Here is a 26,236-nt window from a genome sequence, read left to right on the forward strand (position 1 = left end):
TCTCGATCGGGCCTTGACGTGCGGCTCGCCATAGGAGAATCATGCTCTCCAAATGGTGCAACACCACTGCCTTGTCCGGACAATTAGTTTGGCGAGGCGACGCGGTCCGCCTCGGCGGATGCCGCAATCTACGGAAATGGAGAGGTCGACAGTGGCCGTGAAGGTTTACGAGCGAATCCTGCAGCTGTTCGAGGCTGAGGGCATCAACACGCTGTTCGGCATCCCCGACCCCAACTTCGTCCACATGTTCCACGCCGCCGAGGAGCGGGGGTGGACCGTCGTCGCGCCACACCACGAGGAGCCCGCGGGCTTCATGGCCGAGGCGGTCTCGCGGATGACCGGGCGGCCCGGCCTCGCGATCGGCACGCTCGGCCCCGGCCTGGCGAACCTGGCAGGCGCGATCATGTGCGCCAAGGTCGAGAACTCGCCGGTGATCTTCCTGGGGGGTCAGCGGGCCCGCATCACCGAGCAGCGGGTACGCCGCGGACGCATCCAGTTCGTCTCGCAGGCGCCACTACTCGCGCCGTCGGTCAAGTACTCGGCGAGCATCGAGTACGCCGATCAGACCGACGAGATCGTCCGCAACGCGCTGCGCGTCGCGCAGACCGGCACCCCGGGCCCCGCCTACATCGAGTACCCGTCGCACGTGATTCTCGAAGAACTCGACGTACCAGAGCCGTTGGCGCCGGAGGCCTACCGTCTGGTCAACCAGGGTGCCAGTGCACAGTCGATCGAGAAGGCCGTCGAACTCGTCCGCAAGGCCGAGCAGCCGATCCTGCTCGTCGGCCACGCCGTCCACACCAACCGCGCAGGCGAATCGGTCGAAGCGCTCGCGAAGCTGATGAACTGCCCGGTGATCCAGACCTCGGGCGGCACGTCGTTCATCAAGGGCCTCGAGGACCGCACCTTCCCCTACGGCTTCTCGCCGTCCGCGGTCGACGCGGTGGTCAAGTCGGACCTCGTAATCGCGATCGGCACCGAACTCGGCGAACCCGTCCACTACGGCCGCGGCAGGCACTGGCTCGACAACGAGGCCAACCGCAAGTGGATCAGCGTCGAACTCGATCCGACCGCCATCGGGGTCAACCGTCGCATCGACGTCCCGCTCGTCGGTGACCTGCGGGCCATCGTCCCGCAGCTCGTCGATGCCCTGAAGGACTTCCCGCGGCAGGCGACGGCCGAACTCGAGCGATGGATCTCCGACGACGCCGCCCGTATCTCCGATCTCGCCGAGAGCGCACCCGGCGGAACCCCGCTGCACACCGCGCGTTTCGTCGTCGAAGCGACGAAGGCCTTCCCCGAAGACGGCATCATGGTCCGCGACGGTGGCGCCACGGTGATCTTCCAGTGGACGTACTCACAGGCCAAGCCGCACGACGTCGTGTGGAACCAGAACTTCGGACACATCGGCACCGGGCTGCCGTACGCCGTCGGCGCCTCGGTGGCCGACGGGCGCAAGCGCCCGGTCATGCTGCTCACCAGCGACTCGTCGTTCATGTTCGCGATCGCCGAACTCGAAACGGCTGCGCGGCTGAACCTTCCGCTGGTATGCGTGGTGGGTGTCGATCACCAGTGGGGCCTCGAGGTCGGCGTATACAAGCGGACGTTCGGTCAGGGCTCGCTCGAGACCGGCGTGCACTGGAGCAAGGACGTCCGCTTCGACAAGATCGCCGAGGGCTTCGGCTGCCGCGGCGAGTACGTCGACGACGCAGCCGATCTCGGCCCCGCGATCGAACGCGCCTACGCGAGCGGAAAGGTCACCGTGATCCACGTCCCGATCGACCCGAAGGTCAACTCGGAGGAGATGCCGAGCTACGACGAGTTCCGCACCTGGTACGCCGAAGGGACGCAATAATGCGCGACTACTTGAAGTTCTACATCGACGGACAGTGGGTCGACCCGGTCGAGCCGAGGACCGTCGACGTCGAGAACCCGGCGACCGAACAGGTGGCGGGACGGATCTCGCTGGGATCCGCCGCCGACGTGGACAAGGCCGTCGACGCCGCCCGACGGGCCTTCGCGACGTGGTCGGTGACCACCCGCGGGGAGCGGCTCGACGTGCTCAACGCCATCCTCGCCGAGTACCAGAAGCGTGCTGGCGATCTCGCCGAGGCGGTCACCGAGGAGATGGGCGCACCCGCGGGGCTCGCGGCCGGCCCGCAGGTCGGGCTTGGACTCGGACATCTGACCACGGCCATCGAGTCGTTGAAGACGTTCCCCTTCACCGAGGACCGCGGCGGCCTCACCATCGTGAAGGAGGCCATCGGGGTCTGCGGCCTCATCACCCCGTGGAACTGGCCGCTCAACCAGATCTCGGTCAAGGTGTTCCCGGCGCTCGCGACCGGCTGCACGTCGGTGCTCAAACCCTCTGAAGTAGCACCGTTCTCGGCTCAGGTGTTCGCCGAGATCCTGCACACCGCAGGGGTTCCCGCGGGCGTGTTCAACCTGATTCAGGGTGACGGACCCGGCGTCGGCGTGGCGCTGTCCAGCCACCCGGGGGTCGACATGGTCTCGTTCACCGGGTCCACCCGCGCCGGCATCGAGGTCGCGCTTAACGCCGCCCCGACGGTGAAGCGGGTCGCGCAGGAACTCGGCGGCAAGAGCCCCAACATCGTCCTCGACGACGCGGCGTTTGCCGACAGCGTGTCCTCGGGCGTGGTCACCATGATGGGCAACTCGGGTCAGACTTGTAGTGCGCCATCACGCATGCTGGTGCCCAACGGCCGCATGGCCGAGGCGAAGGAGATCGCCGCGGCCGCTGCGGCAGGCATCACCGTCGGTGATCCCAACGGCGGATTCGACGTCGGGCCCGTGGTGTCGGGCACCCAGTTCGAGAAGATCCAGGCGCTGATCCGCAAGGGGATCGAGGAGGGCGCGACCCTGGTCGCCGGCGGCACCGGCAGGCCCGACGGTTCGGACACCGGCTACTACGTCAAGCCCACCGTGTTCGCCGACGTCACCAACGACATGACGATCGCCCGCGAGGAGATCTTCGGCCCGGTGCTCGTCATCCTCGGCTACGACGACCTCGATCAGGCGGTGGAGATCGCCAACGACACCGAATACGGCCTGGCCGGATACGTCTCGGGCGAGGACCTGGATACGGCGAGGACCGTTGCGGGACGCATACGCGCCGGCTGGGTGGCGATCAACGGCGGCTTCGACTTCAACTCCGCGTTCGGTGGCTACAAGCAGAGCGGCAACGGTCGCGAATGGGGCGACATCGGCTTCCACGAATACCTGGAGACCAAGTCGATCATGGCGCCTGCGGCGGCTGGATAGCAGTGCCGGACCTGATCGACCTCACCGGTCGCATCGTCGTCGTCTCAGGTGCGGGCGGCGGCGGCATCGGCACCACCGTGACGGAACTGGCGGCCCGCGCCGGGGCCACGGTGGTGGCGGTGAGCCGTCGGCAGGACAACCTCGACGAACACGTGGGTCCGCTTGCTGCCCAGGGCCTGTCGGTGATTACCGTCGCAGCCGACGCATCCACCGACGACGGCATCGCCACCGTCATGAACCGGGTACGCGAGATCGACGGCACGCTGTACGGGCTGGTGAACGTCGCGGGCGGCGCCGCTCCCGCGACGTGGATGCCGTCCACCCGGGTGACCCGCGACGACTGGCGGGCGCTGTTCGCGGCGAATCTGGAGACCGCGTTCTTCTTCAGTCAGGCCGTCGCCGCCGAACTGCTCGCCACCAACAGCCCGGGCTCGATCGTCTCGGTGTCGTCGATCAGCGGGATGAACACCGCGCCGTTCCACATCGGCTACGGCACCGCGAAGGCGGCGGTCGTGGCGATGACGCGCACCATGGCCGTCGAACTCGCCGCCTCCGGCATCCGCGTCAACGCCGTGGCACCGGGCGTCACCGCGACGGCGGCGTCGGCGACCTACGTCGACGACGATCCCGACCGCGACCGCACGGCGATCGCGATGCGGCGACGCGGCACCCCGGAGGAACAGGCAGGCGCGATCCTGTTCCTGCTGTCGGACCTGTCCGGATACGTGACGGGCCAGACCCTGCTCGTCGACGGCGGACTGAACCTCAAGTGGACCCACCTGGGCGCCGACAACACGTCGCTCTTCCTGAAGGACCAGTCCTTCCGCGAAGCGATCACACGGCCCTGAACGGCTCCCGATTTCGAAAGGCACGGTATGACCCACACCGAATCCGACCTCGACGCTTCGATCGAAGTCGAAGCCGATCCCGACGACTCGACGGGCGCCGTCCCCGAAGACCTGTCGGACCCCATGACGATCCCGGTCGAGGCGTACGTCTCCCACGAGTACGCCCGCGCTGAACGAGACAAGCTGTGGCGCAAGGTGTGGCAACAGGTCGGCCGCGTCGAGGAGATCCCCGAGGTCGGGAGCTACCTGACCTACGACGTGCTCGACGACTCGATCATCGTCGTCCGGACCGGCCCCAACGAATTCGCAGCGCACCACAACGTCTGCATGCACCGCGGCCGCAAATTGGTCGACAACGCCGAGGGTGCCAAGAACGCCATTGGCCGGGCGCGCAAGTCGTTCGTCTGCGGATTCCACGGCTGGACATATGGTCTCGACGGCACGTGCACCCACATTCGGGAGCAGGACGACTGGAAGGGCACGCTGTCGGCACGCAACACGCATCTGGCGCCCGTCCAGGTCGACGCCTGGGGCGGCTGGCTGTTCGTGAACATGGACCCCGACTGCGAATCGCTGGCGGACTACCTGATGCCTGCCGCCAAGATCCTCGACCCGTTCGGGCTGGAGAACATGCGCTACAAGTGGCGCAAGTGGCTGTACTTCGACTGCAACTGGAAGGTCGCGATGGAGGCCTTCAACGAGACCTACCACGTGTTCACCACGCATCCGGAGTTCAACCGGTTCGGTGAATTCAAGGGCTGGGCGAAAGCGCAAGGGCGGCACAGCAACATCGGCTACGACGCACCGAAGGGCATGGAGGAGACGAAGTCCAAGATCCGCCTCGGCACCGGCGACGACCCGCGTGTCTCCACCGCCGAGATGCAGATGTACACGTGGGAGCAGACCAACGCGACGACCACCGCGACGCTGGTGAACGCGGCCAAGCGGCTCGTCGACGAGCTACCCGAGGGCACGCCCGCGGACAAGGTGCTCCAGCATTGGCTGGCCTCGGCGCGTCGGGACGACGAGGAGCGCGGCGTGATCTGGCCGACCATCCCGCCGGACATCCTCGGCCAGAGCGGCACGGCGTGGCAACTCTTCCCGAACCTCCAGATCGGCCCGGGCCTCACCAGTGCACTGTGCTACAGCGCGCGCCCCGACCCGAGCTACGACCCGAACAAGTGCATCTTCGAGGTCGCGGTGTTCGAGCTGTATCCCAAGGGCGAAGAGCCGCAGACGGAATGGCAGTACACGCCGAAGGACTCACCGAACTGGCTTTCGGTGCTTCCGCAGGACTTCTCGAACATGGCCGCGGTGCAGCAGGGCATGAAGTCGGCGGGCTTCCCCGGCACGATGCCCAACCCCTACCGGGAGCGCAGCACGGTCAACCTGCACACCCAGCTGGCCAAGTACATGGGCACCGGAGCCCCGCGAGAACTCGAAGGAGAAGCGTGACGACCTGTGGTCCGACTGACGTCCCGACCGACGTCGACATCTCCGCAATGCGGGAGAAGTACGCCGCCGAGCGGGCCAAGCGCGTGCGACCCGAAGGCGCCTCGCAGTACCTGGAACTCGAAGGCGACTACGCCGACTTCTACGAGGTCGACCCCTACACGACGGTGACCGAGCGCGACCCGATCGTCGAGGACGCCGAGGTCGTCATCCTCGGAGGTGGCTTCGCCGGGCTGCTCGCCGGCGCCTACCTCAAGAAGGCAGGCGTGCAAGGGATCCGCGTCGTCGAGATGGCGGGTGACTTCGGAGGCGTCTGGTACTGGAACCGATTCCCCGGAGTCCAGTGCGACAACGACGCCTACTGCTACGTCCCGCTGCTCGAAGAACTCGACTTCATGCCGAGCAAGAAGTTCGCCGACGGTGCCGAGATCTTTCAGCACTGCCGCAACATCGGCAAGCACTTCGGGCTGTACGACGGCGCGCTGTTCTCGACCCAGGTACGCGACCTACGTTGGGACGACTCGTCCGAGCGCTGGCAGATCGGTACCGACCGTGGCGATCAGATCCGGGCCCGCTTCGTGGTCATGGCGCAGGGCTCCTACAACCGCCCGAAGCTGCCCGGCATTCCGGGGATCAAGGACTTCGCGGGCCACGTGTTCCACTCCGCTCGTTGGGACTACGACTACACCGGAGGCAACGCCGACGGTGGACTGGCAGGGCTCGCCGACAAGCGGGTCGCCCTCGTCGGCACCGGTGCCACCGGAATCCAGCTGGTGCCGCACCTTGCCCGGGACGCGCAGCAGCTCCTCGTGTTTCAGCGAACGCCGTCGTCGGTGGACCAGCGCACCAACCCGGGCACCGATCCCGACTGGGCCGCCTCGCTCCAGCCGGGATGGCAGGAGGAGCGCAAGCGCAACTTCCACAACTGGTCGCCGTTCGTCGGCGTCGTGTTCGGTGAGCCGGACCTGGTGTGCGACTTCTGGACCGAACTCGGCCGCAACCTCACCAACCGGATCGCGGGCCTCGACGATCCAGCGACGGTGACGATCGAACAGATCATGGCGTTCCGGGAGGAAGAGGACTACAAGATCATGGAGCGGCTTCGGCGCCGCGTAGCCGAGATCGTCACCGACCCCGACACCGCCGAGGCGCTCAAGCCGTACTACCGCTTCATGTGCAAGCGGCCGACGTCCAGCGAGCACTACCTGGCCTCGTTCAACCGCCCGAACGTGACGCTCGTCGACGTGTCGGCGACCAAGGGCGTCGAGCGGCTCACGGCCAACGGCATCGTCGCCAACGGCGTCGAGTACGAGGTCGACTGCGTCATATTCGCAAGCGGCTTCGAGATTTCCACCGAGATCAGCCGCAGGTATGCGATCGACTCCATCACCGGCCGAGATGGGCTGTCGCTCTTCGATCATTGGAAGGACGACTACAAGACGTTGCACGGCATGACCAGCCGAGGGTTCCCGAACCAGTTCCACATGGGCTTCATCCAGGGCGGGGTGTCCGCGAACACCACGGCGATGTTCGAGCAGCAAGCCAAGCACATCGCGTACATCCTCGCCGAGGCGCAGAGCCGCGGCGCCACCACGGTGGAGGCCAGCCAGGGCGGCCAAGACGCGTGGGTGTCGACCGTGCGAGAACTGTCGATCGACAATTCGGCGTTCGAACTGAGTTGCACGCCTGGCTATTACAACAACGAGGGACGCGGCGGCGCAGAGGGCAACGGCTCGTTCCTCGGTGACTTCTATTCGCCGGGCTTCTACGCGTTCGACGACCTGCTGGAGGCGTGGCGCGACAAGGGGGACCTGGAGGGACTGGAATTGGTCCTGGGCGACGGGGGATCAGGCCAGTGACCACGTCGATCGACGCGCTGTGCGCACGGGAGATTCACCCGCGGATCGGTAGCGAGATCCGCGCGGACAAGGCGACGCTGCTCTCCGGTCACCACGCCACCGCGATCCGCGAACTGCTCGAGCAGCGCGGGGTGCTGGTGTTCCCGAAGATCGGGTTCACCGACGACGAGCAGGTGGCCTTCACCGAGACGCTGGGCACCATGGCCACCGAACGCAAGGGCGAGAAGCTCTATCAGGTCACCCTGGACACCACGATCAACAAGCAGGCCGACTACCTGCGGGGGTCGCTTTACTGGCACCTCGACGGCACCATGAACGAGGTCCCGATCCTGGCGTCGCTGTTGTCGAGCAAGGCGCTGGGCAACGAGGGCGAGGGCGACACCGAGTTCTGCAACACCTACGCCGCCTACGAAGACCTGCCCGACGAGGACAAGGCCGGCCTCGATGAACTCCAGGTGACCCATTCGACGTGGACGACGCTGCTCTACTACGAGCCGGAGCCCGCGCTCGAGACCCTGCGGCAGATGATGTCGATCGGGGAGCGCGACCTGCCCCTGGTGTGGACGCACCGCTCGGGCCGCAAGTCACTCGTGCTCGGCTGCACGGCCGGCCACGTAGTCGGACTGGACCGCCGCGCGAGCACCGAACTGCTCGTTCGTCTCCGCGAGTGGGCCACCCAACCCCAGTTCACCTACCGGCACACCTGGTCGGTTGGCGATCTGGTCATCTGGGACAACACTGGGACCATGCACCGAGCCACGCCATACGATCCGACGTCCGGGCGACTGTTGCAACGGACGAAGCTCGCAGGCGAGGAACCGTTCGCCTGAGATGGCATCTCCTTCCAGTTTGAACTTCGACGAGCGCGTCGCCGTCGTGACCGGTGGCGGACGCGGACTCGGCCGCGAGTACGCGGTGCTGCTCGCCGCCCGCGGCGCCAAGGTGGTGGTGAACGACGTCGGGGGCACCCTCACCGGTGAGGGCACCGACGTCGGCCCGGCGCAGCAGGTCGTCAACGAGATCCGTTCGGCGGGAGGCGAAGCCGTCGCATCGAGTGACTCGGTGGCCACTGCCGAGGGCGGTCGTGCGATCGTCGACACCGCGCTCGAGCACTTCGGCCGCATCGACGTGCTGGTGCACAACGCAGGCAACGTCCGCCGCGCGCCGCTGGCGGAGATGTCGTACGAGGACTTCGACGCCGTGCTCGACGTGCACCTGCGCGGCGCCTTCCACGTGGTTCGTCCGGCGTTTCCGGTCATGGCGTCGGCCGGCTACGGCAGGGTGGTGCTGACCTCGTCGATCGGAGGTCTGTACGGCAACCACGGCGTCGCGAACTACGCCGCCGCCAAGGCAGGCATCATCGGGCTGACGAACGTCGTGGCGCTCGAAGGCGCGGCCGACGGTGTGACGTGCAACGCGATAATCCCCGGCGCCGTGACGAGGATGGCCGAGGGGCTCGACACCTCGGCCTACCCGCCGATGGAACCGGGACTCGTCGCACCGATGGTGGGCTGGCTCGCGCATCAGTCCTGCACGGTCACCGGCGAATTGTTCGTCGCGATCGCGGGACGCATGGCGCGCGCGTTCGTCGCCGAGACCCCGGGGGTGTACCGGCCGTCGTGGACGGTCGAGGACGTGGCGGAGGTCATCGACGCGATCCGCGACGACACCGTGCCGCTGGTGTTCCCGCCCGTGCCGAACGGGCACACCGACCACATCCGGTACAGCTTCGGCGCGTCGCAGGCGTCCGATCTGTGACCGGTCCGCTGGCGGGCATCCGCGTCGTGGACCTCACCGCGGTCGTGATGGGGCCCTATTGCACCCAGATCCTGGCCGACATGGGCGCCGACGTCGTCAAGGTCGAGCCGCCCGACGGTGACAATGCCCGCTACATCTCGGTCGGGCCTGCTTCCGGCATGAGCGGCGTGTTCGTCAACGTGAACCGCGGAAAGCGCAGCGTCGTACTCGATCTCGTCACCGACGAGGGCAAGGCTGCACTGCGCGGCCTCATCGCGGAGGCGGACGTCTTCATCCACTCGATGCGAGCCAGGGCCATCGCCAAGCTGGGGTTCGCCTACGACGACGTCGCCGCGATCAACCCGGCCATCGTCTACACCAACTGCTACGGCTACAGCCGCCGCGGACCAGAAGCCGACCGTCCCGCGTACGACGACATCATCCAGGCCCAGTCCGGGGTCTCGGCCGTCCAGGAACTCCTCACCGGCGAGACGACCTACGTCGGGACCATCGTCGCGGACAAGGTCGGCGGCCTCACGGCCACGTACGCCACCATGATGGCGCTGTTCCACCGCGAGCGGACCGGCGAGGGGCAGGAGGTGGAGGTCAGCATGTACGAGACCATGGCGTCCTTCATGCTCGTCGAGCACGCCAACGGCAGGATGTTCACGCCGCCGCTGGGACCCGCGATCTACCCGCGGACGGTGGCGCGCGACCGCAAGCCGTATCCGACGAAGGACGGCCACGTCGCGGTGCTGATCTACAACGACAAGCACTGGAAGGCGTTCGTCGACAACGTCAAACCGGCCTGGATCGAGGAGTACGGCGAGGCGTTCGCGACCCTGGAGCTACGGGCCAAGCAGATCGACCGCATGTACGGGCTGATCGCGCAGACGTTGCTGGAACGCACCACCGCCGAATGGCTGGAGCTGTTCCGCGAGTTGGAGATTCCCGCAGCGCCGATCCAGACGCCCGACGAGCTGTTCGACGACCCGCACCTGAACGCGGTGGGGATGTTCGAGACGATCGACACCCCGCACGGCCCGACGCGCTTCCCCGGAGTGCCGACCTGGTTCTCGCGGACGCCTGGCCGCGTCGCCGGACCCGCGCCCGAGTTGGGCGCCGACACCGCCGACGTACTGGCGGAACTGGATGGCCGCCGGACGGATGGCTGAGGCGGTCGGCTAGACGGTCCGCGCCAGCCGGTCGGCAAGCAGCGCGGCGAACCGGGCCGGATCGTCTAGCGCACCACCCTCGGCGAGAAGCGCCGTGCCGTACAGCAACTCGGCGGTCTCGGCCAGTCCGTCCTTGGTCTCGGAGTCGGCCAGAGCCTGCCGCAGACCGGTGACGAGCGGATGGTCGGGGTTCAACTCCAGAATGCGCTTGCCGACCGGCACCTCCTGACCCGACGCGCGATACATCCGCGCCAACTGCGGGGTGATGCCAAAGGTGTCGGTGATCAGGCAGGCCGGCGACGACGTCAGCCGGGTCGACAGGCGCACCTCCTTGACGTGGTCGTCGAGCGTCTCCTTCAACCACGCGAGCAGATCCGCGAAGTCGCCCTGCTCGGTGGTCTTCTCGTCGGCGGCGCCGAGGTCGACCTCGCCCTTGGCCACCGACTGCAATGCGTGGCCGTCGAACTCCGGCACCGACTCCACCCAGACCTCGTCGACCGGGTCGGTCAGCAGCAGCACTTCGTAGCCCTTGGCCTTGAACGCCTCCAGGTGCGGCGAACGCTCCAGCAGCTGCCGTGACTCACCCGTCGCGTAGAAGATCTGCTCCTGGCCGTCCTTCATCCGGGCGACGTAGTCGGCGAGCGTGGTCGACTGCTCGTCACTGGCGGTCGACGCGAACGACGACAGCCTCAGCAGCGCATCGCGGTTGTCACCGTCGGAGATCAGGCCCTCCTTGAACACCCGGCCGAACTGGGTCCAGAAGGTCGTGTAGTCGTCCTGGCGGTTCGCCTGCAGGTCCTTGAGCGCCGAGAGCACCTTCTTGGTCAGGCTGCGCCGGATCACCTTGATCTGGCGGTCCTGCTGGAGGATCTCGCGAGACACGTTCAGCGACATGTCCTGTGCGTCGACGACGCCCTTGACGAACCGCAGGTACTCGGGCACCAGCTCGTCGCAGTCGCCCATGATGAAGACGCGCTTGACGTACAGCTGGACCCCGGCGCGTCCGTCCCGGTTGAACAGGTCGAACGGCGCCTGTGACGGGATGAACAGCAGCGCCTGATACTCGAACGTGCCCTCGGCCTTCATCGCGATGACCTCGAGCGGCTCGTCCCACGCATGCGCGACGTGCTTGTAGAACTGCGCGTACTCCTCGGCGGAGACCTCGCTCTTGGGCTTGGCCCACAGCGCCGTCCGCGAGTTGACCGTCTCGGTCTCGATGCTGACTCGGACATTCCCCGAGTCGCTTCGCTCCTGCCCGCCGGCAGCCTCGCCACCTTCCTCCTGCGCGGGAACCGTCTTCTCGACCTGCATCCGGATAGGCCACGAGATGAAGTCCGAGTACTTCTTGATCAGCTCCCGGATCTTCCACTGCGAGGTGTAGTCGTGCAGCTCGTCGTCGGCGTCCGCGGGCTTGAGGTGCAACGTAACCGACGTGCCCTGCGGCGCGTCATCGACCGCCGCGATGGTGTAGCTGCCGTCACCGCTCGATTCCCAACGCGTGCCGGACGTCTCGCCCGCCTTGCGGGTCAGGAGTTCGACCGCGTCGGCGACCATGAACGTCGAGTAGAACCCGATGCCGAACTGACCGATCAGTTGTTCCGCATCACCGGGCTGCGCCGCCAACTTCTGGCGCAGCTCGGCGGTGCCGGACTTGGCGAGGGTGCCGATCAGGTCGACCACCTCGTCGCGGCTCATGCCGATGCCGTTGTCCCGGATGGTCAGCGTGCGGGCATCCGGGTCGACGTCGATCTCGATGTGCAGATCCGACGTGTCGACGTCGAGGTCCTTGTCGCGAAACGCCTCGAGGCGGAGCTTGTCCAGCGCGTCGGAGGCGTTCGAGACCAACTCCCGCAGGAACGAGTCCTTGTTGGAGTAGATGGAGTGGATCATCAGCTGCAGCAGCTGACGGGCCTCGGCCTGGAATTCTCGTGTTTCGACCTGCTCGCTCACGGCGCCGATGATAATCCTTCGCGACTTCGGCGCGGAAAGCCGCGGTCACCGCGGGCCAGCGCGCCGAAACCGCTCAGCCGAACGTCACGCCCTGGGCGAGCGGCAGCTCGGAGGAGTAGTTGACGGTGTTGGTCGCTCGGCGCATGTAGGCCTTCCAGGCGTCGGACCCGGACTCGCGGCCACCGCCGGTCTGCTTCTCCCCGCCGAAGGCGCCGCCGATCTCCGCGCCCGAGGTGCCGATGTTGACGTTTGCGATACCGCAGTCGGACCCGTCGGCAGCCATGAAGCGTTCGGCCTCCCGCATGTCGGTGGTGAAGATGGCCGACGAAAGACCCTGCGGGACGGCGTTGTTCATGTCGATGGCCTCGTCGAGGTCGTCGTAGGCCATGACGTAGAGGATCGGCGCGAACGTCTCGTCGTGCACGACCGAGGTCTGCGACGGCATGCGCACCACTGCTGGCCGCACGTAGTAGGACCCCTCACCCAGGTCGACCCGCTCGCCGCCGATCACCTCGCCGCCGTCGGCGCGGGCCTGCTCGAGGGCCCCCACCATGTCGCGGTAGGACCGCTCGTGGATGAGCGGACCCACCAGGGTGCCGTCCGCCGACGGGTCGCCGACCGGCAGGCTGCGGTAGGCGGTCGCGACGCGCTCGATGACCGCGTCGACCACCGAGCGGTGTGCGATGACCCGGCGCATCGTGGTGCAGCGCTGGCCCGCGGTGCCCGCGGCGGAGAACACGATGCCGCGCACCGCGAGATCGAGATCGGCCGACGGCGTCACGATCGCGGCGTTGTTGCCGCCCAGTTCGAGCAGCGCCTTGCCGAACCGCTGGGCCACCCGCGGCCCGACCTTCTGGCCCATCCGCACCGAACCGGTGGCCGACACCAGCGCGACGCGCGGATCGTCGACGAGGCGTTCGCCGATCTCCCTGGCGCCCTGCACGAGCCGGCTCACGTCCCGCGGCGCGCCAACGTCGTCCGCCGCGCGCTCGATCAGCGCCTGGCAGGCGATGGCGGTCAGCGGAGTGAGTTCCGACGGCTTCCACACCACGGTGTCACCGCACACCAGCGCGACCGCGGTGTTCCACGCCCACACCGCGACCGGGAAGTTGAACGCCGTGATGACGCCGACGACGCCGAGCGGGTGCCACGTCTCCATCAGCCGGTGCCCGGGCCGTTCGGAGGCGATCGTCTTGCCGTACAGCTGACGCGACAGCCCGACGGCGAACTGGCAGATGTCGATCATCTCCTGGACCTCGCCGAGCGCCTCGGAGCTGATCTTCCCGGCCTCCACCGTCACCAGCGTCGCCAGATCCGCCTTGTGCTCGACCAGCAGTTCGCCGAGCCGAGCCACCAGTGCGCCACGCACCGGGGCCGGCGTGGTGCGCCACGCGACGAACGCGCGGGACGCCGCGGCGATGGCCTCGTCGGTGTCCTCGACGGTGGTCTCGGCGACCGCGAACAGCACGTCTCCGGTGACCGGCGTGCTGGCGGCGAGCCCGGGTGCTCCGGGCTCGCCGAGCGTGACGTGGGCGCCGATCGCCTGCAGCGCGGCCCGTACCCGGTCGCGCAGGTCGTCGGCGGTCGGCTGCGAACCGGCCGCGGGCTTCGAGGTGTTCATGGTGGTCATGATGTCGCTTTCTCGTCGTGGTTCTGCAGGTTCGAAGTGTCTTCTGAAGTGTCTGGGTGTCTCGGGGTTCGGCGTGAGCGTCGGCGCCCGCGATAGTCTCCGGCCATGAGCGACGCGCCCGACGAACTCGACGAGATCGACCGGAAGCTGGCCCGGGCACTCGTCGCCGACGGTCGCGCCACCCTCGCGCACCTCGCGGCGTGCGCCGGGCTGTCGGTCTCGGCGGTGCAGGCGCGGGTCCGGCGACTCGAGTCGCGGGGCGTGGTGACCGGGTATCGCGCCAGGATCAGTCCCGAGGCAGTCGGCAACATGCTGTCGGCGTTCGTCGCCATCTCCCCCCTCGATCCGTCGCAACCCGATGACGCGCCGGCCCGGCTCGAGCACATTCACGAGATCGAGTCGTGCCACTCCGTGGCGGGGGACGAGAGCTACGTCCTGCTGGTGCGCGTCCCTTCGGCGCGTGCGCTGGAGGGGTTGTTGCAACAGATCAGGACGGCGGCGAACGTCCGCACCCGAAGCACGATCATCCTACAGACTTTTTACGATGGACGTGACTACGTACCGGAATGATTCCTGTCAGAGTCACGTAGACCGTAAATAATGCGTTAGTATTTCCTGCATGACCGCCGTCCTGCCTGCCCGCTCCCACTCGACCGGACCCGTTGTGCGACCCGACCAGGTCCACGAGGTGCTCGGTCGGAGCATCCTCGCCGACGGACTCGACATCGTCCTCGACGTCGAGCGCTCACGGGGTTCGCATCTCGTCGACGCCCGCACCGGTGCGCGGATGCTGGACATGTTCACGTTCTTCGCCTCGTCGGCGCTCGGGATGAACCACCCTGCGCTGGCCGAGGATCCCGACTTCCGCGCCGAACTCGCGGCCGCCGCCGTGAACAAGCCGAGCAACTCCGACGTGTACAGCGTCCCCATGGCGCGCTTCGTCGAGACGTTCGCCCGCGTGCTCGGCGACCCCGCGCTGCCGCACCTCTTCTTCGTCGACGGCGGCGCCCTGGCGGTCGAGAATGCCCTCAAGGTCGCCTTCGACTGGAAGAGCAGGCTCAACGAGTCCCGCGGGCTGGATCCCCAGCTCGGGACCAAGGTCCTCCATCTACGGGGCGCCTTCCACGGGCGCAGCGGTTACACGCTGTCGCTGACCAACACCGATCCGAACAAGGTCGCCCGGTTCCCGAAGTTCGACTGGCCTCGCATCGACGCCCCGGTGCCCAGCCCGGGTGCCGACATCGCCGACCTCGAGGCGGAGTCGCTTCGACAGGCCCGCGCCGCCTTCGAGGCCAACCCGCACGACGTCGCGTGCTTCATCGCCGAGCCGATCCAGGGGGAGGGCGGCGACCGTCACATCCGGGCCGAGTTCTTCGCCGCGATGCGCGACCTGTGCGACGAGTTCGACGCGCTGCTGATCTTCGACGAGGTCCAAACCGGTTGCGGCATCACCGGAACCGCGTGGGCCTACCAGCAGCTGGGCGTACGGCCGGACGTCGTGGCGTTCGGGAAGAAGACCCAGGTTTGCGGTGTGATGGCGGGTGGGCGCGTCGACGAGGTCGCCGACAACGTCTTCGCCGTCAGCTCCCGGATCAACTCGACATGGGGCGGCAACCTGACCGACATGGTGCGCGCCCGCCGCATCCTCGAGGTCATCGAAGCCGACGACCTGTTCGCCCACGCCGCCGACGCGGGCAGGCACCTCCTGGACAGGCTCACCGAACTCGCCGACGAGTTCCCGACCCTGGTGCTTGCGCCTCGGGGGCGCGGCCTGATGTGCGCGTTCAGCATGCCCTCGGCCGCGCAGCGTGACGCGTTGGTCGCGCGGCTGTGGGACGCCGGGGTCATCATGCTGGCCAGCGGGCACGACAGTGTGCGGTTCCGGCCCGCGCTCACCGTCACGCGTGCCGACCTCGACGCCGCCGTCGACGCGGTGCGAGGCGTGCTCGCTCAGATGCGCTGACCGCCCTGGGGCACCGTCAGCGCGCGGATCGTCGAGGCCAGCCTGGTGAGTTCGGCGCCACCGACCAGCACACAGCCGTGTAGCTCGGCCAAACGCCGTGCGGCGGGGGTGAAGTCGTGGTTGGTCACGACCATCGTCTGAGTGCAGTCCTGCATCGGGGCGCCGGCGACCACCTCCTGGACGGCGCCCGTGCCGACGGGCCGGGACTGGCGTTTGCACTGGATCGCCAGGCGGTGCGGCCGCTTCCCGACGATGAGGTCGACACCCCAGTCGCCGGATAGCGGCGTCATGATGACTGGGACGCCGCACGTGCGGGCGATGCGCGCGACGTAGTCCTCGAACTCGGTGCCGGACATGGCTTGCTTGTCGGCGGCAGGGTGCTCGCGCGGGCTCTCGGTGCGCGCCCCACGCGCGACACCCACCAGGAACGCGGGCACGGCCGGGCTCAGCACGCCGACGACGACGCTCCACATGGGGTCCAGCCCGCTCAGGTAGGCGGCGATGCCTGCGAGGACGCCGACGGCGCAGATGACCTTCCACACGGCCCGAACTCTAGGGCGGGGTGCCGACAGCCGGGTCGGACCGCAACGCCCGCCACACCCGCGCGGGGGTCATCGGTAGATCGCGCAGCCGTGCGCCACATGCGTCGGCGATCGCGTTGGCCAACGCCGGCGCCACAGGGTTGTACGGCGATTCGCTCATCGACTTGGCGCCAAGCGGTCCCAGCGCGTCGACGGTGTCGGCGAAGTAGACCTCCGTCACGGGCACGTCGGCCAACTGCGGGATGTGGTAGTTGCGGAGGGTGGTCGTGGTGACCGCTCCGTCGTCGCCCACGTGCATCTGTTCGTACAGGGCCGATCCGATGGCCTGGGCCACCCCGCCCTCCACCTGCCCGCGACACTGCTCGGGGTTGAGCACGACGCCGGCGTCGGCGGCGTGCACCGACTGCAGTATCCGCACGACGCCGGTCTCGACGTCGACGGCCACCCGGAAAGCCTGGACGTTGAAGGCGACCGACCGCGGCGTCCCGTCGTGGCGACCGTGCCCGACCCCGGCCGCCGATCCGGTCGCCGACAACTGGCCGCGCAGGTCGCGGCACGCCGCCTGCACCGCCAGCCCGGCGACCACCGTTCCCGCCGACCCGAACGCCCCGGTGTCGTATGCCGTTGCGTCCGTGTCGGATTGCCGGATCCGGACCCGGTCCACGGGGACGTCGAACTCGGCGGCGACCAGCTGAGCGTGCACGGTCGACGTGCCGTTGCCGAACTCCGCGGTGCCCACCGACAGGGTGTAGTCGCCGTCGGCATCCCGTTCGATCGACGCCTCGGCGTAGTGCCCGCGCGGCGGAATGGTGGCGATCATCGCCACCGCCATGCCCTCGCCGACCCGCCATTGCGGACCCTCGGGCGGCGCGACGCCGTTGCCGGTCCGCATCGCCTGCTGCGCGAGGTCGAGACACTGGTCGAGCCCGTAGCTGCCGAAGGTCAGGTCGTCCTCGACGACGTGCGCGTCGGTGAACTGGTCACCCGGCACCACGACGTTGCTCCGACGCAGGTCGAACGGGTCGATCCCGAGTTCGGCGGCGAGCTGGTCGAGCGCCGACTCGACCGCGAACATCACCTGTCCGAGCCCGTAACCGCGGAACGCACCGGAAGGAATGTTGTTGGTGTACACCGACTCTGCGTCGACGCGCTTGTTCGGGCAGCGGTACACCGACATCGACTCGCCACACCCGTGGAACATCACGCCGGGGCTGTGGTTGCCGTAGGCGCCGGCGTCGACCAGCACGTCGACGGCGAGCGCGGTGAGTACGCCGTCCGGGCCGGCCGCCACCGTCGCGTCGACCCGGAAGGGATGACGGCACGGAGCGGCGACGAACTCGTCGGACCGGCTGAACTCGTAGCGCACCGGTTCGCCCAGACGCAGCACGGCCAGCGCGACGACGTCCTCGACCAGCATCTCCTGCTTGCCGCCGAACCCACCGCCGATCCGGCGGGTGAACACGTGCACCCCGTCGCGGTCCAGGCCGAAGAGGTGGCACAGTTCGTCGCGCACCAGGAACGGCACCTGCGAACTCGTCCGGATCACCAGGCGACCGTGCTCGTCGCGCCAGCCGGTGCACCCATGGGTCTCCAGGTGCGCGTGCTGTACGCGCTGGGTGGTCCACCGACCACTGACCACCGCCCCGCCCGCGGCGCGCGCCGCCGCCACGCCCGCATCGACGTCGCCGAGGCCGCCGTGCAGTTCGGCGACCACGTTGCGCGAGACGTCGCGGATCCGCGCCTCGGGCCCCTTGTCCGCGTGTATCACTGGCGCGCCAGGGGACCGAGCAGTGTCGGGATCGAATACGGCTGGCAGCACCTGGTATTCGACGGCGATGGCGCGGCAGGCGGCCGTGGCGGCGGCGGAACTCTCGGCGACCACCGCGGCGACCCGCTGGCCGGCGAATCGGACGGTGTCGTCGAAGATCAGGGTGTCGTCGGGGTCGTCGTTGCGGTCGTCGTGCCGGGCGGTGGAGAACGCTACGGGCGGGCTGTCGTGGTGGGTGAGCACCAGTCGTACGCCCGGGATGCACTGCGCGGCAGCGGTGTCGATCGACGTGATGCGAGCGTGGGCAACGGGGCTGCGCAGCACGGCCATGTGCAGTAGTCCCGGGGGCGCGAAGTCCATCGTGTACTGCTCGGTGCCGGTGACCACCCGTAGTCCCGCGGGTGCGCCGATGGATCGGCCGGGATCGGCTGCGCCCTCGGACTTCTCGACGTTCCTGCGGCCGGCGACCGCGTCGGCGATCGCCCGGTAGCCGGTGCACCGGCACAGGTTGCCCTTGAGCTGCTCGGCCAGGTCGTCGGTGTCGGACAGGGTCGAGGCCGTGGTGACCATGCCCGCGGTGCAGAAGCCGCATTGGAAGCCCGCGGCCTCGGCAAACCGTCGCTGCACCGGGTGCAGATCGTCGGGGGTGCCGAGGCCGGCGACGGTGGTCACGGCCCTGCCTGCGGCACGGAACGCCGGGAACACGCAGGAGTGCACGGCGGCGCCGTCGACGAGTACCGAGCAGGCACCGCAGTCGCCGGCGTCGCACCCCTTCTTCACCTCGAAGTGGCCGTGCTCACGCAGATAGGTGCGCAGACACTGACCGGGACACGGATCATCCTGCAGCGCATCGCCGTTCACCGTGACGGTCATGTCAGTTCCGCACAGACCTGCTGAGCCAGCGTCAGCGTCATCGCCGCTCGCCAGTCCGGGTCCCCGTGCGCGTCGACCGTCCAGTCGTCGGCGGGGATGGTGGCGTGCGCGGCACGCAGGTCCTCGGGCGTCGGGGAGTGGGCGAAGGCGAACACGTGGGGCCGCACGGTCGCCGCGGTCACCGACAGCACGACACGCCCACCGTCGACCGCGGCGTCACGACGGCCGATCACGACGATCCCGGAGCGTCCGAGTGCCGACGGTGCGAGCTTGCGATAGGCCGTGCGTGCGCGCAGTGCCCGCGCTGGGAGGTGCGCGGAACGGATCAGTTCGCCCGGTCGCAGCGCATTGGCCGAGTCTCCCGTCACGAAGTCGGCGATCGGAAGCCGGTAGTCGGTGCCGTCGGCCCGCCACACGGTGACGTCGCCGTCGAGGGCGGCCAGCAGCGAGATCATGGCCCCGGCGGGGTAGGCGAGGCAGAGGTTGCCGCCGACGGTGGCCGTGCGCCAGATCTTGGACGACGCGAGCAGTGCGGTGCAGCACTGATGGAACAGCGGCGCCGCGGACCAGTCGGGCCGGTCGAGTACGAGCGTGGTGGACAGCGACGACACGTCGGCGAGCGTGCAGGTGGCGGCCAGGTCGATCCCGTCGTCGGTTGCCTCGATCGGTGGCCACCGCAGCGCGGTGAGGTCGACGAGTCGGCGCACCTGCGGTTGAGGTTCGGAGAACAGCCACGTGCCGCCGGCGATCATGGTGTCGCCCGGTCGCAGTGGCCACACGTCGTCGCGGCACGTCGGTGTGATGACCGCTTCGACGCTGTCGAGGTCCATCACTAGACGGTAGGCACCGGGGACGCTGGACGCACCTCGATCGAATCGTGCAACTCGGGGGTTGCATGACGCTGGCAGGGCATGCAACCATGAAGTTGCACATCATCGACCGAAGGAGAACCCCATGGCGACACTCGAGATCACCAAGTCCATCGACATCGATGCCCCAGTCGAGAAGGTGTGGGCCGCGCTCACCGAACCGAAGCTCATCGCGGAGTGGTTCGGCGACCGCTGCGAATTCGACGCCCGCCCGGGCGGCAAGGGTCTGTTCGGGTGGACCGAGCACGGAGCGGAATCCCGCGTCACCATCGAGCACGTCGACCGGCCCAAGACGCTGATCTACCGGTGGGCCCACGTGGCGGGCGCCGACCCGGCGCCCGGCAATTCGACCGTCGTCCGGTTCGACCTGGCCGAGACCGCGTCGGGCACCCGCCTGTCCCTACTCGAGACCGGCTTCGAGGAACTCGACGACCCCGCGGGCAAGCACGAGGGCAATGTCGGTGGCTGGGAGGCCGAACTCGGCGAACTGGTGGCGTTCGTCGAGTCGCGATGAGCGGCGACGAGGGGGTGGTCGGTGAGGTCCCCGCCGTCCTGGCAGCGCTCGCCGACGAGACCCGCTGGCGGATCCTGACCGAGGTCGGGCGTGACGATCTGTCCGCGAGCGCGCTTGCCGCCCGGATGCCGGTGAGCAGGCAGGCGATCGCCAAACACCTCGCGGTGCTGGCCGACGCCGGGCTCGTCGAATCAATCCGGTCCGGACGCGAGGTGCGATACCGGGCGCTGGGCGCGCGGCTGAGCGCACTCGCCACCGAACTCGAGACGATCGGACGCCGCTGGGATCAACGCCTGGCTGCGATCAAGCGCATCGCCGAACGCCTGGACTAGGCACCCGACCGGCACGACGAAGGGCCCGACCGGATCACTCCGGCCGGGCCCTTCGCCGATCGACTACTGGTTGGCCTGCTGGCGCTTCTCTGCCGCGGCAGCGCCGGCGCGGGCGGCGTCAGCCTGGGCTTCCTTCTTGGCAGCCTCACGCTGAGCCTCGGCCTTGTCCTGCTGGGCCTCGCCCTCGTTCACCAGGTCGCCGCGCCCCGTGACGGTGCCGACGGCTTCCTTGGCCTTGCCCTTGACGTCTTCGACGACGCCCTTGATGCCCTCAGCGGGTCCACTGTTCTGATCGCTCATGACTGCTGTCTTCCCGTCAAGATCGGTCGCCAAACGCACCATCGGGCCGCTCGGCGCAGGGGACCGTGGCATCCGACGCACGGACCGGGCCGGGTTTAGCCGACCCTAAAAACGGTTATGAAAGCCGGGTCATGGCGTCCCTCGTCGGTCCTGCGCGCATGCCGCGAAGGGGCCGCCAGGTCAACGACATCGACGTTGCGCCCCGCCTCCGGTGGGGCAACGGATAGTTCGTGAGTAGTCGGAAATCCCCCGGGGGTAGTCTCTCGGGAGGTCGGCAGGAGGACGCGTGACAGAAGTGGACGACAAGGTCGAATTCAGGGTCGCCGCCAGGTTGGAGAACCTGGCGCTCCTGCGCACCCTCGTTGCGGCGGTGGGCACCTTCGAGGACCTGGATTCCGACACCGTCGCCGATCTGCGGCTCGCCGTCGACGAGGCATGCACCCGTCTGATCCGCTCCGCCGTTCCCGACGCCACGCTGGTGGTCGTCGTGCGCTCCGAACTGGAAGAGGTCGTCATCGACGCATCGACGTCGTGTACCACGACCGACATCATGGAACCAGGAAGCTTCAGCTGGCACGTGCTCAGCTCGCTGACCGACGACATCAAGACCTATCAAGACGGCCAAGGGCCGGGCGACGGGCAGATCGTAGGCATCTCCATGTCGACGAGACGAGTGAGTTCTCTTCGGTGACGGCGTCGTCCTCCCAGGGTTCGCCGGCACGATCGAACTCGGAGTACGCGGACGTCATCGACATGTTCCGCACCTTGGCCGACCTCGAAGAGGGCTCGCCCGCGTTCAGTCGCCAGCGTGACCGGATCGTCGAGCGCTGCCTTCCTCTCGCCGATCACATCGCCCGCCGATTCGACGGTCGCGGCGAGTCACGCGACGACCTGGTTCAGGTCGCCCGCGTCGGCTTGGTCAACGCCGTCATCAGGTTCGACGTGAACGCCGGCTCGGACTTCGTGTCGTTCGCGGTACCCACCATCATGGGCGAGGTCCGGCGGCACTTCCGCGACAACAGCTGGTCGGTGAAGGTGCCGCGGCGACTCAAGGAACTGCACCTGCGCCTCGGCGCGGCGACCGCGGAGATGTCCCAGCGGCTCGGCCGGGCGCCCACGCCGACGGAACTCGCCGCCGAACTCGAGATGGACCGCGAGGAAGTGGTCGAAGGCCTCATCGCGGGCAGCTCGTACAACACCATGTCCATCGACGGCGGCGGCAGCGGCACCGAGGAGGCGCCGGCGATCGCCGACACGCTCGGCGACATGGATAGCAACCTCGACCGGATCGAGAACCGGGAAGCGTTGCGTCCCTTGCTCGCATCGCTGCCGGAACGCGAGCGCACGGTGCTGGTGCTGAGGTTCTTCGAGTCACTCACCCAGACCCAGATCGCCGAGCGGGTCGGCATTTCCCAGATGCACGTGTCGCGTCTGCTCGCCAAGTCGCTGGCGCAGCTACGCGATCAGCTGGAGTAGCGCCGCTCAGCCGAGCCAGCTGCGCTGGGCGTCCCACGCCGGGCCTGCCGGGGGCGCGTCGTCACGGGTGACCGTCGCCTGGATCAGTCCGTACGGCCGGTCGTCAGCATGGAACACCTCGTTGTGGTTGTCGATGCCGAATGGCGCCAGATCGTAGGGGAAGTGGTGCTTGTTGGGCGCCGACAGCCGGATCTCTACGATCTCGGGATGGTGCTCCAGGACCGCCCTGCCCATGTGAAACAGCGTCTGCTGCAGGGCCAGTGACCGAACGACGGCGAACTGCTCGATCAGCCGGGCCTTGACGTCGGCGTAGGTGGGCTCCCACGCGACCTCGGTGGTGTCGAAGCGCCACTGTGCGACGAGCGAGGTCGCCATCACGCGATCGCGCGTCGGTTCGAGGACGGTGTAGGGGTCGGTGAGGAACCCGGCGAACTCCGACCCCGTCGACTTCAGGATCACCAGATCCTTGAACCCTGCCACCACCCATTCACCATCGGCGTCCACCGTGACGGCAGCGGTGCGCACCTCCTGGCCCTTGCGCACCCAGGTGTGGTCGTGCTCGGCGCCGTTGACTTTCGCTCGCTCCCATGCGTATTCGTCGATCTCGATGCGGGCCGCGGTGACCGGTGCGACGTCACCGACGAAGTGGCGGGCCAGCGCAAGGCCGTAGTCCTCGATCGACCGCAGACCCTTCTCCTTCGCGTAGGCGTAGGCGGTCTGCTTCTGCGTGTCGGTGGGCAGGACGTCGGACTGGTCGCCCTCGAGGTGGGCGGCGCTGAAGTCGCCACGCAGGCAAGTCGACACGCTGACGTCGTGAATCTCGTGCCGGGGCGTGTCGCGGTAGATCCTGACGATGCGGTTCTCGGCCTTGCCGTACTGGTTCTCGCCCAGAATGATGCCCGACACGTCAGCTCCCTCGGTAGGTCGAATAGGCGTACGGCGACAGCAGCAGCGGCACGTGGTGATGCGCTGTGGCGTCGACGATCTCGAACGTCACGGTGACCTCCGGATAGAACGCCGGCGTACCGAGACGTGCGAAGTAGGCGCCGGTGTCGAACCGGAGCCGATACACACCGGTGGGCAGCGCCTCGGCCACCCGGGAGATGCGGCCGTCGTCGTCGGTGAGGCCCTCGGAGCGGACGGCGTAGCCGGCGTCGAGGAGGGTGACGGCGACACCCGCGGCTGGTGTGCCCGTGACGGCGTCGAGGACGTGGGTCGAGATCGTCATCCCTTCAGCCTGCCAGGGGAGGCAAGGAGTCGCTCCAGGCGCAGCCGATTGATCTTGGCCAGCTCGTTGCGCATCACACGGCGCTCGGTCTCCGGGTCGTTGCCGAGCCGCTCGGTCAGGATCGCGAGCAGTTCCTCGGCGGACCGCCCGCTGGCGCACACCAGATAGACGTACCCGAACCGCTCCTCGTACTCCCGGTTCTTCGCTGCCAGTTCGGTTTTCACCTCGGCGGCGGCGTCGGCGACGCGAGCCTGCTCGCGGGCCGACGACGGGTTGTCCGCACGCGCCCCGATGCGCGGATGACCGTCGAGCGCCGCGTCGATCTCGGCGTCGGGGAGCTCGGCCAGCACCCGGTCGGCGCGGTCGAGCAGCGCGTCGGCGTCGGGGAAGGGACCGCCGGCGAGCACCCGCCTGGCCCAGATCGACGAGGAGCACACGCCGAACAGCACGTGCATGCGCTGCCGCTCGCTCATCCGGTTGAACTCGTCGACGCCGGACATCTACTGGAATTCGTCGAGCCGGCCGAACCGGGCCGCCGCGATGGGATTCGCGTCGGCCACCAGGTCGCCGAACCGGTAGTTGGCGATCTTGGCGACCTCGATCAGCGCGAACGCCCGTTCCACGGCCGCTGAGTTGTCGATTCTCGACCAGCCGTTGCGCAACACGCGGTCGAAGCGGGCGGTCTCGCGGGCGCAGATGATGAGCGGAAAGCCGAAGTGCTCCCGGTACGCGTCGGCGAGGTGCACCACGTCGTCGTGGTCGTCTTCGTCCAGGTTCGACAGCGCCGCGTGATCGACGGCCAGGGCGTGCCCCACCTCGTCCTCGGCGCCGAGATCGGGGAACGCCCGCAGCAATTCGGTCTGCTGCTCGGGTGAGCCCGTCAGCACGGCGTCCTGGAATGCCTCCCGCAGGGTCCTGGTGTCGGCGAACGGGCGGGCGGCGTACGCGCGCTCGATGGCCCAGGGGACGTCCTGGACCACGTGGCCGAACACCTCGGTGAACCGGTCCTCGGTCATGGCGTTCACTTCGTCGAGGGTGATGGACCCGCCACCGGCGACGCGTGGCCCCCGCGAGCCGAGGTGGAAGAACACCACGTTCAGCAGTATCGCGCTGATCGCGCCGATGCTGATGCCGCTGCCGAAGAGCAGGTCGATGCCGGGCGGAAGTGCCTGTGCCACATCGGGATAGCTCGTCACCCACAGCGCCAGGGCGACGCTGGTGGTCACGATGATGAGGTTGCGATGGTCGGTGAAGTCGACCTTGCCCAGCGTCTGGATGCCGACGACGGCCACTGTGGCGAACAGGGTCAGTGCCGCCCCACCCAGCACGGGTTGCGGGATGGAGGACACGATGGCGGCGACCTTGGGCAGGAAGCCGAGGGCGATCATGATGGCGCCCGCGGCGGCGACGACCCAGCGGCTCTTCACCCCGGTCAGCCGGACGAGCCCCACGTTCTCCGAGAACGCCGTGTAAGGGAACGAATTGAAGATGCCGCCGATGGTGGTGGCGATGCCGTCGGCGCGCAGCACGTTGCCGATGTCGGACGGCTTGATCCGCTTGCCGACGATCTCGCCGGTCGCGTACGTGCTGCCCGTCGACTCCACTGCGGTGATGAGCAGCACGATGATCATCGTCAGGCACGCGACGAAGTCGAACTTGGGCATGCCGAACAGGAACGGCGGGGTGAAGCCGAACGCCGACGCCTGACCGACCGCGTCGAAGTCCATGTCGCCCAACGCGAACGCCACCGTGCAGCCGATCACGAGGCCCAGCAGCACCGCGATGGTCGAGAGGAAACCGCGGAAGATGCGTTGGATCGCAACGATGATCGCGATGGTGCCGAGCGCGTAGAGCAGCCATCGCACGTTGGTCGGGTCGGTCTCGCCGGTGTGCGGGTTGACGACGGCGTCGTGCGCACCGACGGGCACCAGACAGAGCCCGATGATCGTGATGAGCGTGCCGGTGACGACGGGTGGAAAGAAACGCAGCAGCTTGATGAAGATCGGCGCGATGAGGAACGTGAAGACGCCCGCCACGATGACGGCGCCGTACACGTAGAGCAGGCTGGGTGCGCCGCCACCGTGGGCGAGGCCGATGGCGATGATCGGCGACACGCCTGCGAACGTCACGCCCTGCAGCAGTGGGAGCCGCACGCCGACCTTCCAGAACCCGACGGCCTGGATGATCGAGGCGATACCGCACGTGAACAGGTCCGCGGTGATCAGCTTGACCAGGTCCGCAGGAGGGAGGTCGATGGCGCTGGCGATCAGGATCGGCACCAGCACCGCGCCTGCGTAGAACGCGACGACGTGCTGGAAGCCGTAAGTGGCCAGCTGGGGGATGGGCAGCACCTCGTCGACCGGGTGCACGCGCTTTCGGGCGGTGGCCTCCGAGCGGGCCGGAGTCTGGGCCGTCATCGGTCAAGAATCGGGCAGGAG

Annotated in this window: 24 protein-coding genes; 14 read left to right on the forward strand and 10 right to left on the reverse strand. The window is 68.1% G+C overall.

The features are described 5' to 3' along the window. Positions 1-151 precede the first annotated feature (151 nt). The 8 genes from LOK44_RS18715 to LOK44_RS18750 are packed head-to-tail and all read left to right on the forward strand — an operon-like array spanning position 152 to position 10,353. Positions 152-1,855 carry a thiamine pyrophosphate-binding protein gene (locus LOK44_RS18715; protein WP_237571616.1) on the forward strand — a complete coding sequence of 568 codons (1,704 nt, stop codon included), beginning with the start codon at positions 152-154 and terminating at the stop codon, positions 1,853-1,855. Then, positions 1,855-3,282 (forward strand): aldehyde dehydrogenase family protein, encoded by a 1,428-nt coding sequence (locus LOK44_RS18720; RefSeq protein ID WP_237571617.1) that lies wholly within the window; start codon positions 1,855-1,857, stop codon positions 3,280-3,282. Before LOK44_RS18715 ends, LOK44_RS18720 begins: the two co-directional genes overlap by 1 nt. A gap of 2 nt (positions 3,283-3,284) precedes the next feature. Then, entirely contained in the window at positions 3,285-4,130 is an 846-nt protein-coding gene (locus LOK44_RS18725; protein ID WP_237571618.1) for an SDR family NAD(P)-dependent oxidoreductase, read from the forward strand. 27 nt (positions 4,131-4,157) lie between these two features. Then, positions 4,158-5,585, forward strand: coding sequence for an aromatic ring-hydroxylating oxygenase subunit alpha (locus LOK44_RS18730; RefSeq protein ID WP_237571619.1), 1,428 nt, complete (start codon positions 4,158-4,160; stop codon positions 5,583-5,585). Next, entirely contained in the window at positions 5,582-7,441 is a 1,860-nt protein-coding gene (locus tag LOK44_RS18735) for a flavin-containing monooxygenase (protein WP_237571620.1), read from the forward strand. The genes LOK44_RS18730 and LOK44_RS18735 overlap by 4 nt, the downstream gene beginning before the upstream one ends. Next, complete coding sequence (locus tag LOK44_RS18740) at positions 7,438-8,271, forward strand: TauD/TfdA dioxygenase family protein (RefSeq protein ID WP_237571621.1); 834 nt, start codon at positions 7,438-7,440, stop codon at positions 8,269-8,271. The genes LOK44_RS18735 and LOK44_RS18740 overlap by 4 nt, the downstream gene beginning before the upstream one ends. 1 nt (position 8,272) lies before the next feature. Then, positions 8,273-9,199 carry an SDR family NAD(P)-dependent oxidoreductase gene (locus LOK44_RS18745; protein WP_237571622.1) on the forward strand — a complete coding sequence of 309 codons (927 nt, stop codon included), beginning with the start codon at positions 8,273-8,275 and terminating at the stop codon, positions 9,197-9,199. Further along, positions 9,196-10,353, forward strand: a complete 1,158-nt coding sequence (locus tag LOK44_RS18750; RefSeq protein ID WP_308192766.1) for a CaiB/BaiF CoA transferase family protein — start codon at positions 9,196-9,198, stop codon at positions 10,351-10,353. Before LOK44_RS18745 ends, LOK44_RS18750 begins: the two co-directional genes overlap by 4 nt. Positions 10,354-10,362: 9 nt before the next feature. Here the strand turns inward: LOK44_RS18750 and htpG are convergent, their stop codons facing one another. Further along, positions 10,363-12,243, reverse strand: coding sequence for a molecular chaperone HtpG (htpG, locus tag LOK44_RS18755; RefSeq protein ID WP_249783812.1), 1,881 nt, complete (start codon positions 12,241-12,243; stop codon positions 10,363-10,365). Positions 12,244-12,376: 133 nt separating this feature from the next. Then, complete coding sequence (gene amaB, locus LOK44_RS18760) at positions 12,377-13,933, reverse strand: L-piperidine-6-carboxylate dehydrogenase (protein WP_237571624.1); 1,557 nt, start codon at positions 13,931-13,933, stop codon at positions 12,377-12,379. Between the two features lie 105 nt (positions 13,934-14,038). On the opposite strand from amaB, the gene LOK44_RS18765 reads away from it, so the two are divergent. Further along, positions 14,039-14,503, forward strand: coding sequence for an Lrp/AsnC family transcriptional regulator (locus LOK44_RS18765; RefSeq protein ID WP_163918717.1), 465 nt, complete (start codon positions 14,039-14,041; stop codon positions 14,501-14,503). Between the two features lie 49 nt (positions 14,504-14,552). After that, positions 14,553-15,896: an L-lysine 6-transaminase gene (gene lat, locus LOK44_RS18770; RefSeq protein ID WP_237571625.1), complete on the forward strand. Its 1,344-nt coding sequence runs from the start codon at positions 14,553-14,555 to the stop codon at positions 15,894-15,896. Here the strand turns inward: lat and LOK44_RS18775 are convergent. From LOK44_RS18775 to LOK44_RS18785, 3 genes are read right to left on the reverse strand one after another with little or no spacing between them, the layout of a single operon-like run. Beyond that, positions 15,884-16,438: a restriction endonuclease gene (locus tag LOK44_RS18775; protein WP_372481268.1), complete on the reverse strand. Its 555-nt coding sequence runs from the start codon at positions 16,436-16,438 to the stop codon at positions 15,884-15,886. The two genes, lat and LOK44_RS18775, sit on opposite strands and share 13 nt — an antisense overlap. Before the next feature lie 10 nt (positions 16,439-16,448). Then, on the reverse strand, positions 16,449-19,079 hold the full coding sequence (locus LOK44_RS18780; protein WP_237571626.1) for a molybdopterin-dependent oxidoreductase: 2,631 nt from the start codon (positions 19,077-19,079) through the stop codon (positions 16,449-16,451). Next, the gene (locus LOK44_RS18785) at positions 19,076-19,909 is read right to left on the reverse strand and encodes an FAD binding domain-containing protein (protein WP_237571627.1); all 834 of its coding nucleotides are present in this window, start codon (positions 19,907-19,909) and stop codon (positions 19,076-19,078) included. Before LOK44_RS18785 ends, LOK44_RS18780 begins: the two co-directional genes overlap by 4 nt. Positions 19,910-20,033: 124 nt before the next feature. On the opposite strand from LOK44_RS18785, the gene LOK44_RS18790 reads away from it, so the two are divergent. After that, positions 20,034-20,462 (forward strand): SRPBCC domain-containing protein, encoded by a 429-nt coding sequence (locus LOK44_RS18790; RefSeq protein WP_237571628.1) that lies wholly within the window; start codon positions 20,034-20,036, stop codon positions 20,460-20,462. Beyond that, positions 20,459-20,794, forward strand: a complete 336-nt coding sequence (locus tag LOK44_RS18795) for an ArsR/SmtB family transcription factor (protein ID WP_237571629.1) — start codon at positions 20,459-20,461, stop codon at positions 20,792-20,794. The genes LOK44_RS18790 and LOK44_RS18795 overlap by 4 nt, the downstream gene beginning before the upstream one ends. Before the next feature lie 63 nt (positions 20,795-20,857). Here the strand turns inward: LOK44_RS18795 and mbp1 are convergent, their stop codons facing one another. Further along, positions 20,858-21,094, reverse strand: coding sequence for a microaggregate-binding protein 1 (gene mbp1 / locus LOK44_RS18800; protein ID WP_237571630.1), 237 nt, complete (start codon positions 21,092-21,094; stop codon positions 20,858-20,860). Between the two features lie 286 nt (positions 21,095-21,380). On the opposite strand from mbp1, the gene LOK44_RS18805 reads away from it, so the two are divergent. Both LOK44_RS18805 and LOK44_RS18810 read left to right on the forward strand, forming a co-directional pair. After that, positions 21,381-21,785 carry an ATP-binding protein gene (locus LOK44_RS18805; protein ID WP_237571631.1) on the forward strand — a complete coding sequence of 135 codons (405 nt, stop codon included), beginning with the start codon at positions 21,381-21,383 and terminating at the stop codon, positions 21,783-21,785. Beyond that, positions 21,782-22,570: an RNA polymerase sigma factor SigF gene (locus LOK44_RS18810; protein ID WP_237571632.1), complete on the forward strand. Its 789-nt coding sequence runs from the start codon at positions 21,782-21,784 to the stop codon at positions 22,568-22,570. The genes LOK44_RS18805 and LOK44_RS18810 overlap by 4 nt, the downstream gene beginning before the upstream one ends. 6 nt (positions 22,571-22,576) lie before the next feature. Here LOK44_RS18810 and pucL read toward each other — a convergent pair whose 3' ends face one another. The 4 genes from pucL to LOK44_RS18830 are packed head-to-tail and all read right to left on the reverse strand — an operon-like array spanning position 22,577 to position 26,215. Beyond that, on the reverse strand, positions 22,577-23,476 hold the full coding sequence (gene pucL / locus LOK44_RS18815) for a factor-independent urate hydroxylase (protein WP_237571633.1): 900 nt from the start codon (positions 23,474-23,476) through the stop codon (positions 22,577-22,579). A 1-nt stretch (position 23,477) separates the two neighbouring features. Next, positions 23,478-23,798, reverse strand: a complete 321-nt coding sequence (gene uraH / locus LOK44_RS18820; RefSeq protein ID WP_237571634.1) for a hydroxyisourate hydrolase — start codon at positions 23,796-23,798, stop codon at positions 23,478-23,480. Next, positions 23,795-24,298, reverse strand: coding sequence for a 2-oxo-4-hydroxy-4-carboxy-5-ureidoimidazoline decarboxylase (gene uraD, locus LOK44_RS18825; protein WP_237571635.1), 504 nt, complete (start codon positions 24,296-24,298; stop codon positions 23,795-23,797). Before uraD ends, uraH begins: the two co-directional genes overlap by 4 nt. Beyond that, on the reverse strand, positions 24,299-26,215 hold the full coding sequence (locus LOK44_RS18830; protein ID WP_237571636.1) for a PbuX/PucJ/PucK family nucleobase permease: 1,917 nt from the start codon (positions 26,213-26,215) through the stop codon (positions 24,299-24,301). It abuts the gene before it with no gap. Between the last annotated feature and the right edge of the window lie 21 nt (positions 26,216-26,236).

Origin of the sequence: Mycolicibacterium lacusdiani, from assembly GCF_021916785.1 — a bacterium.
In the GTDB taxonomy this organism is placed as follows: Bacteria; Actinomycetota; Actinomycetes; order Mycobacteriales; family Mycobacteriaceae; genus Mycobacterium; species Mycobacterium lacusdiani.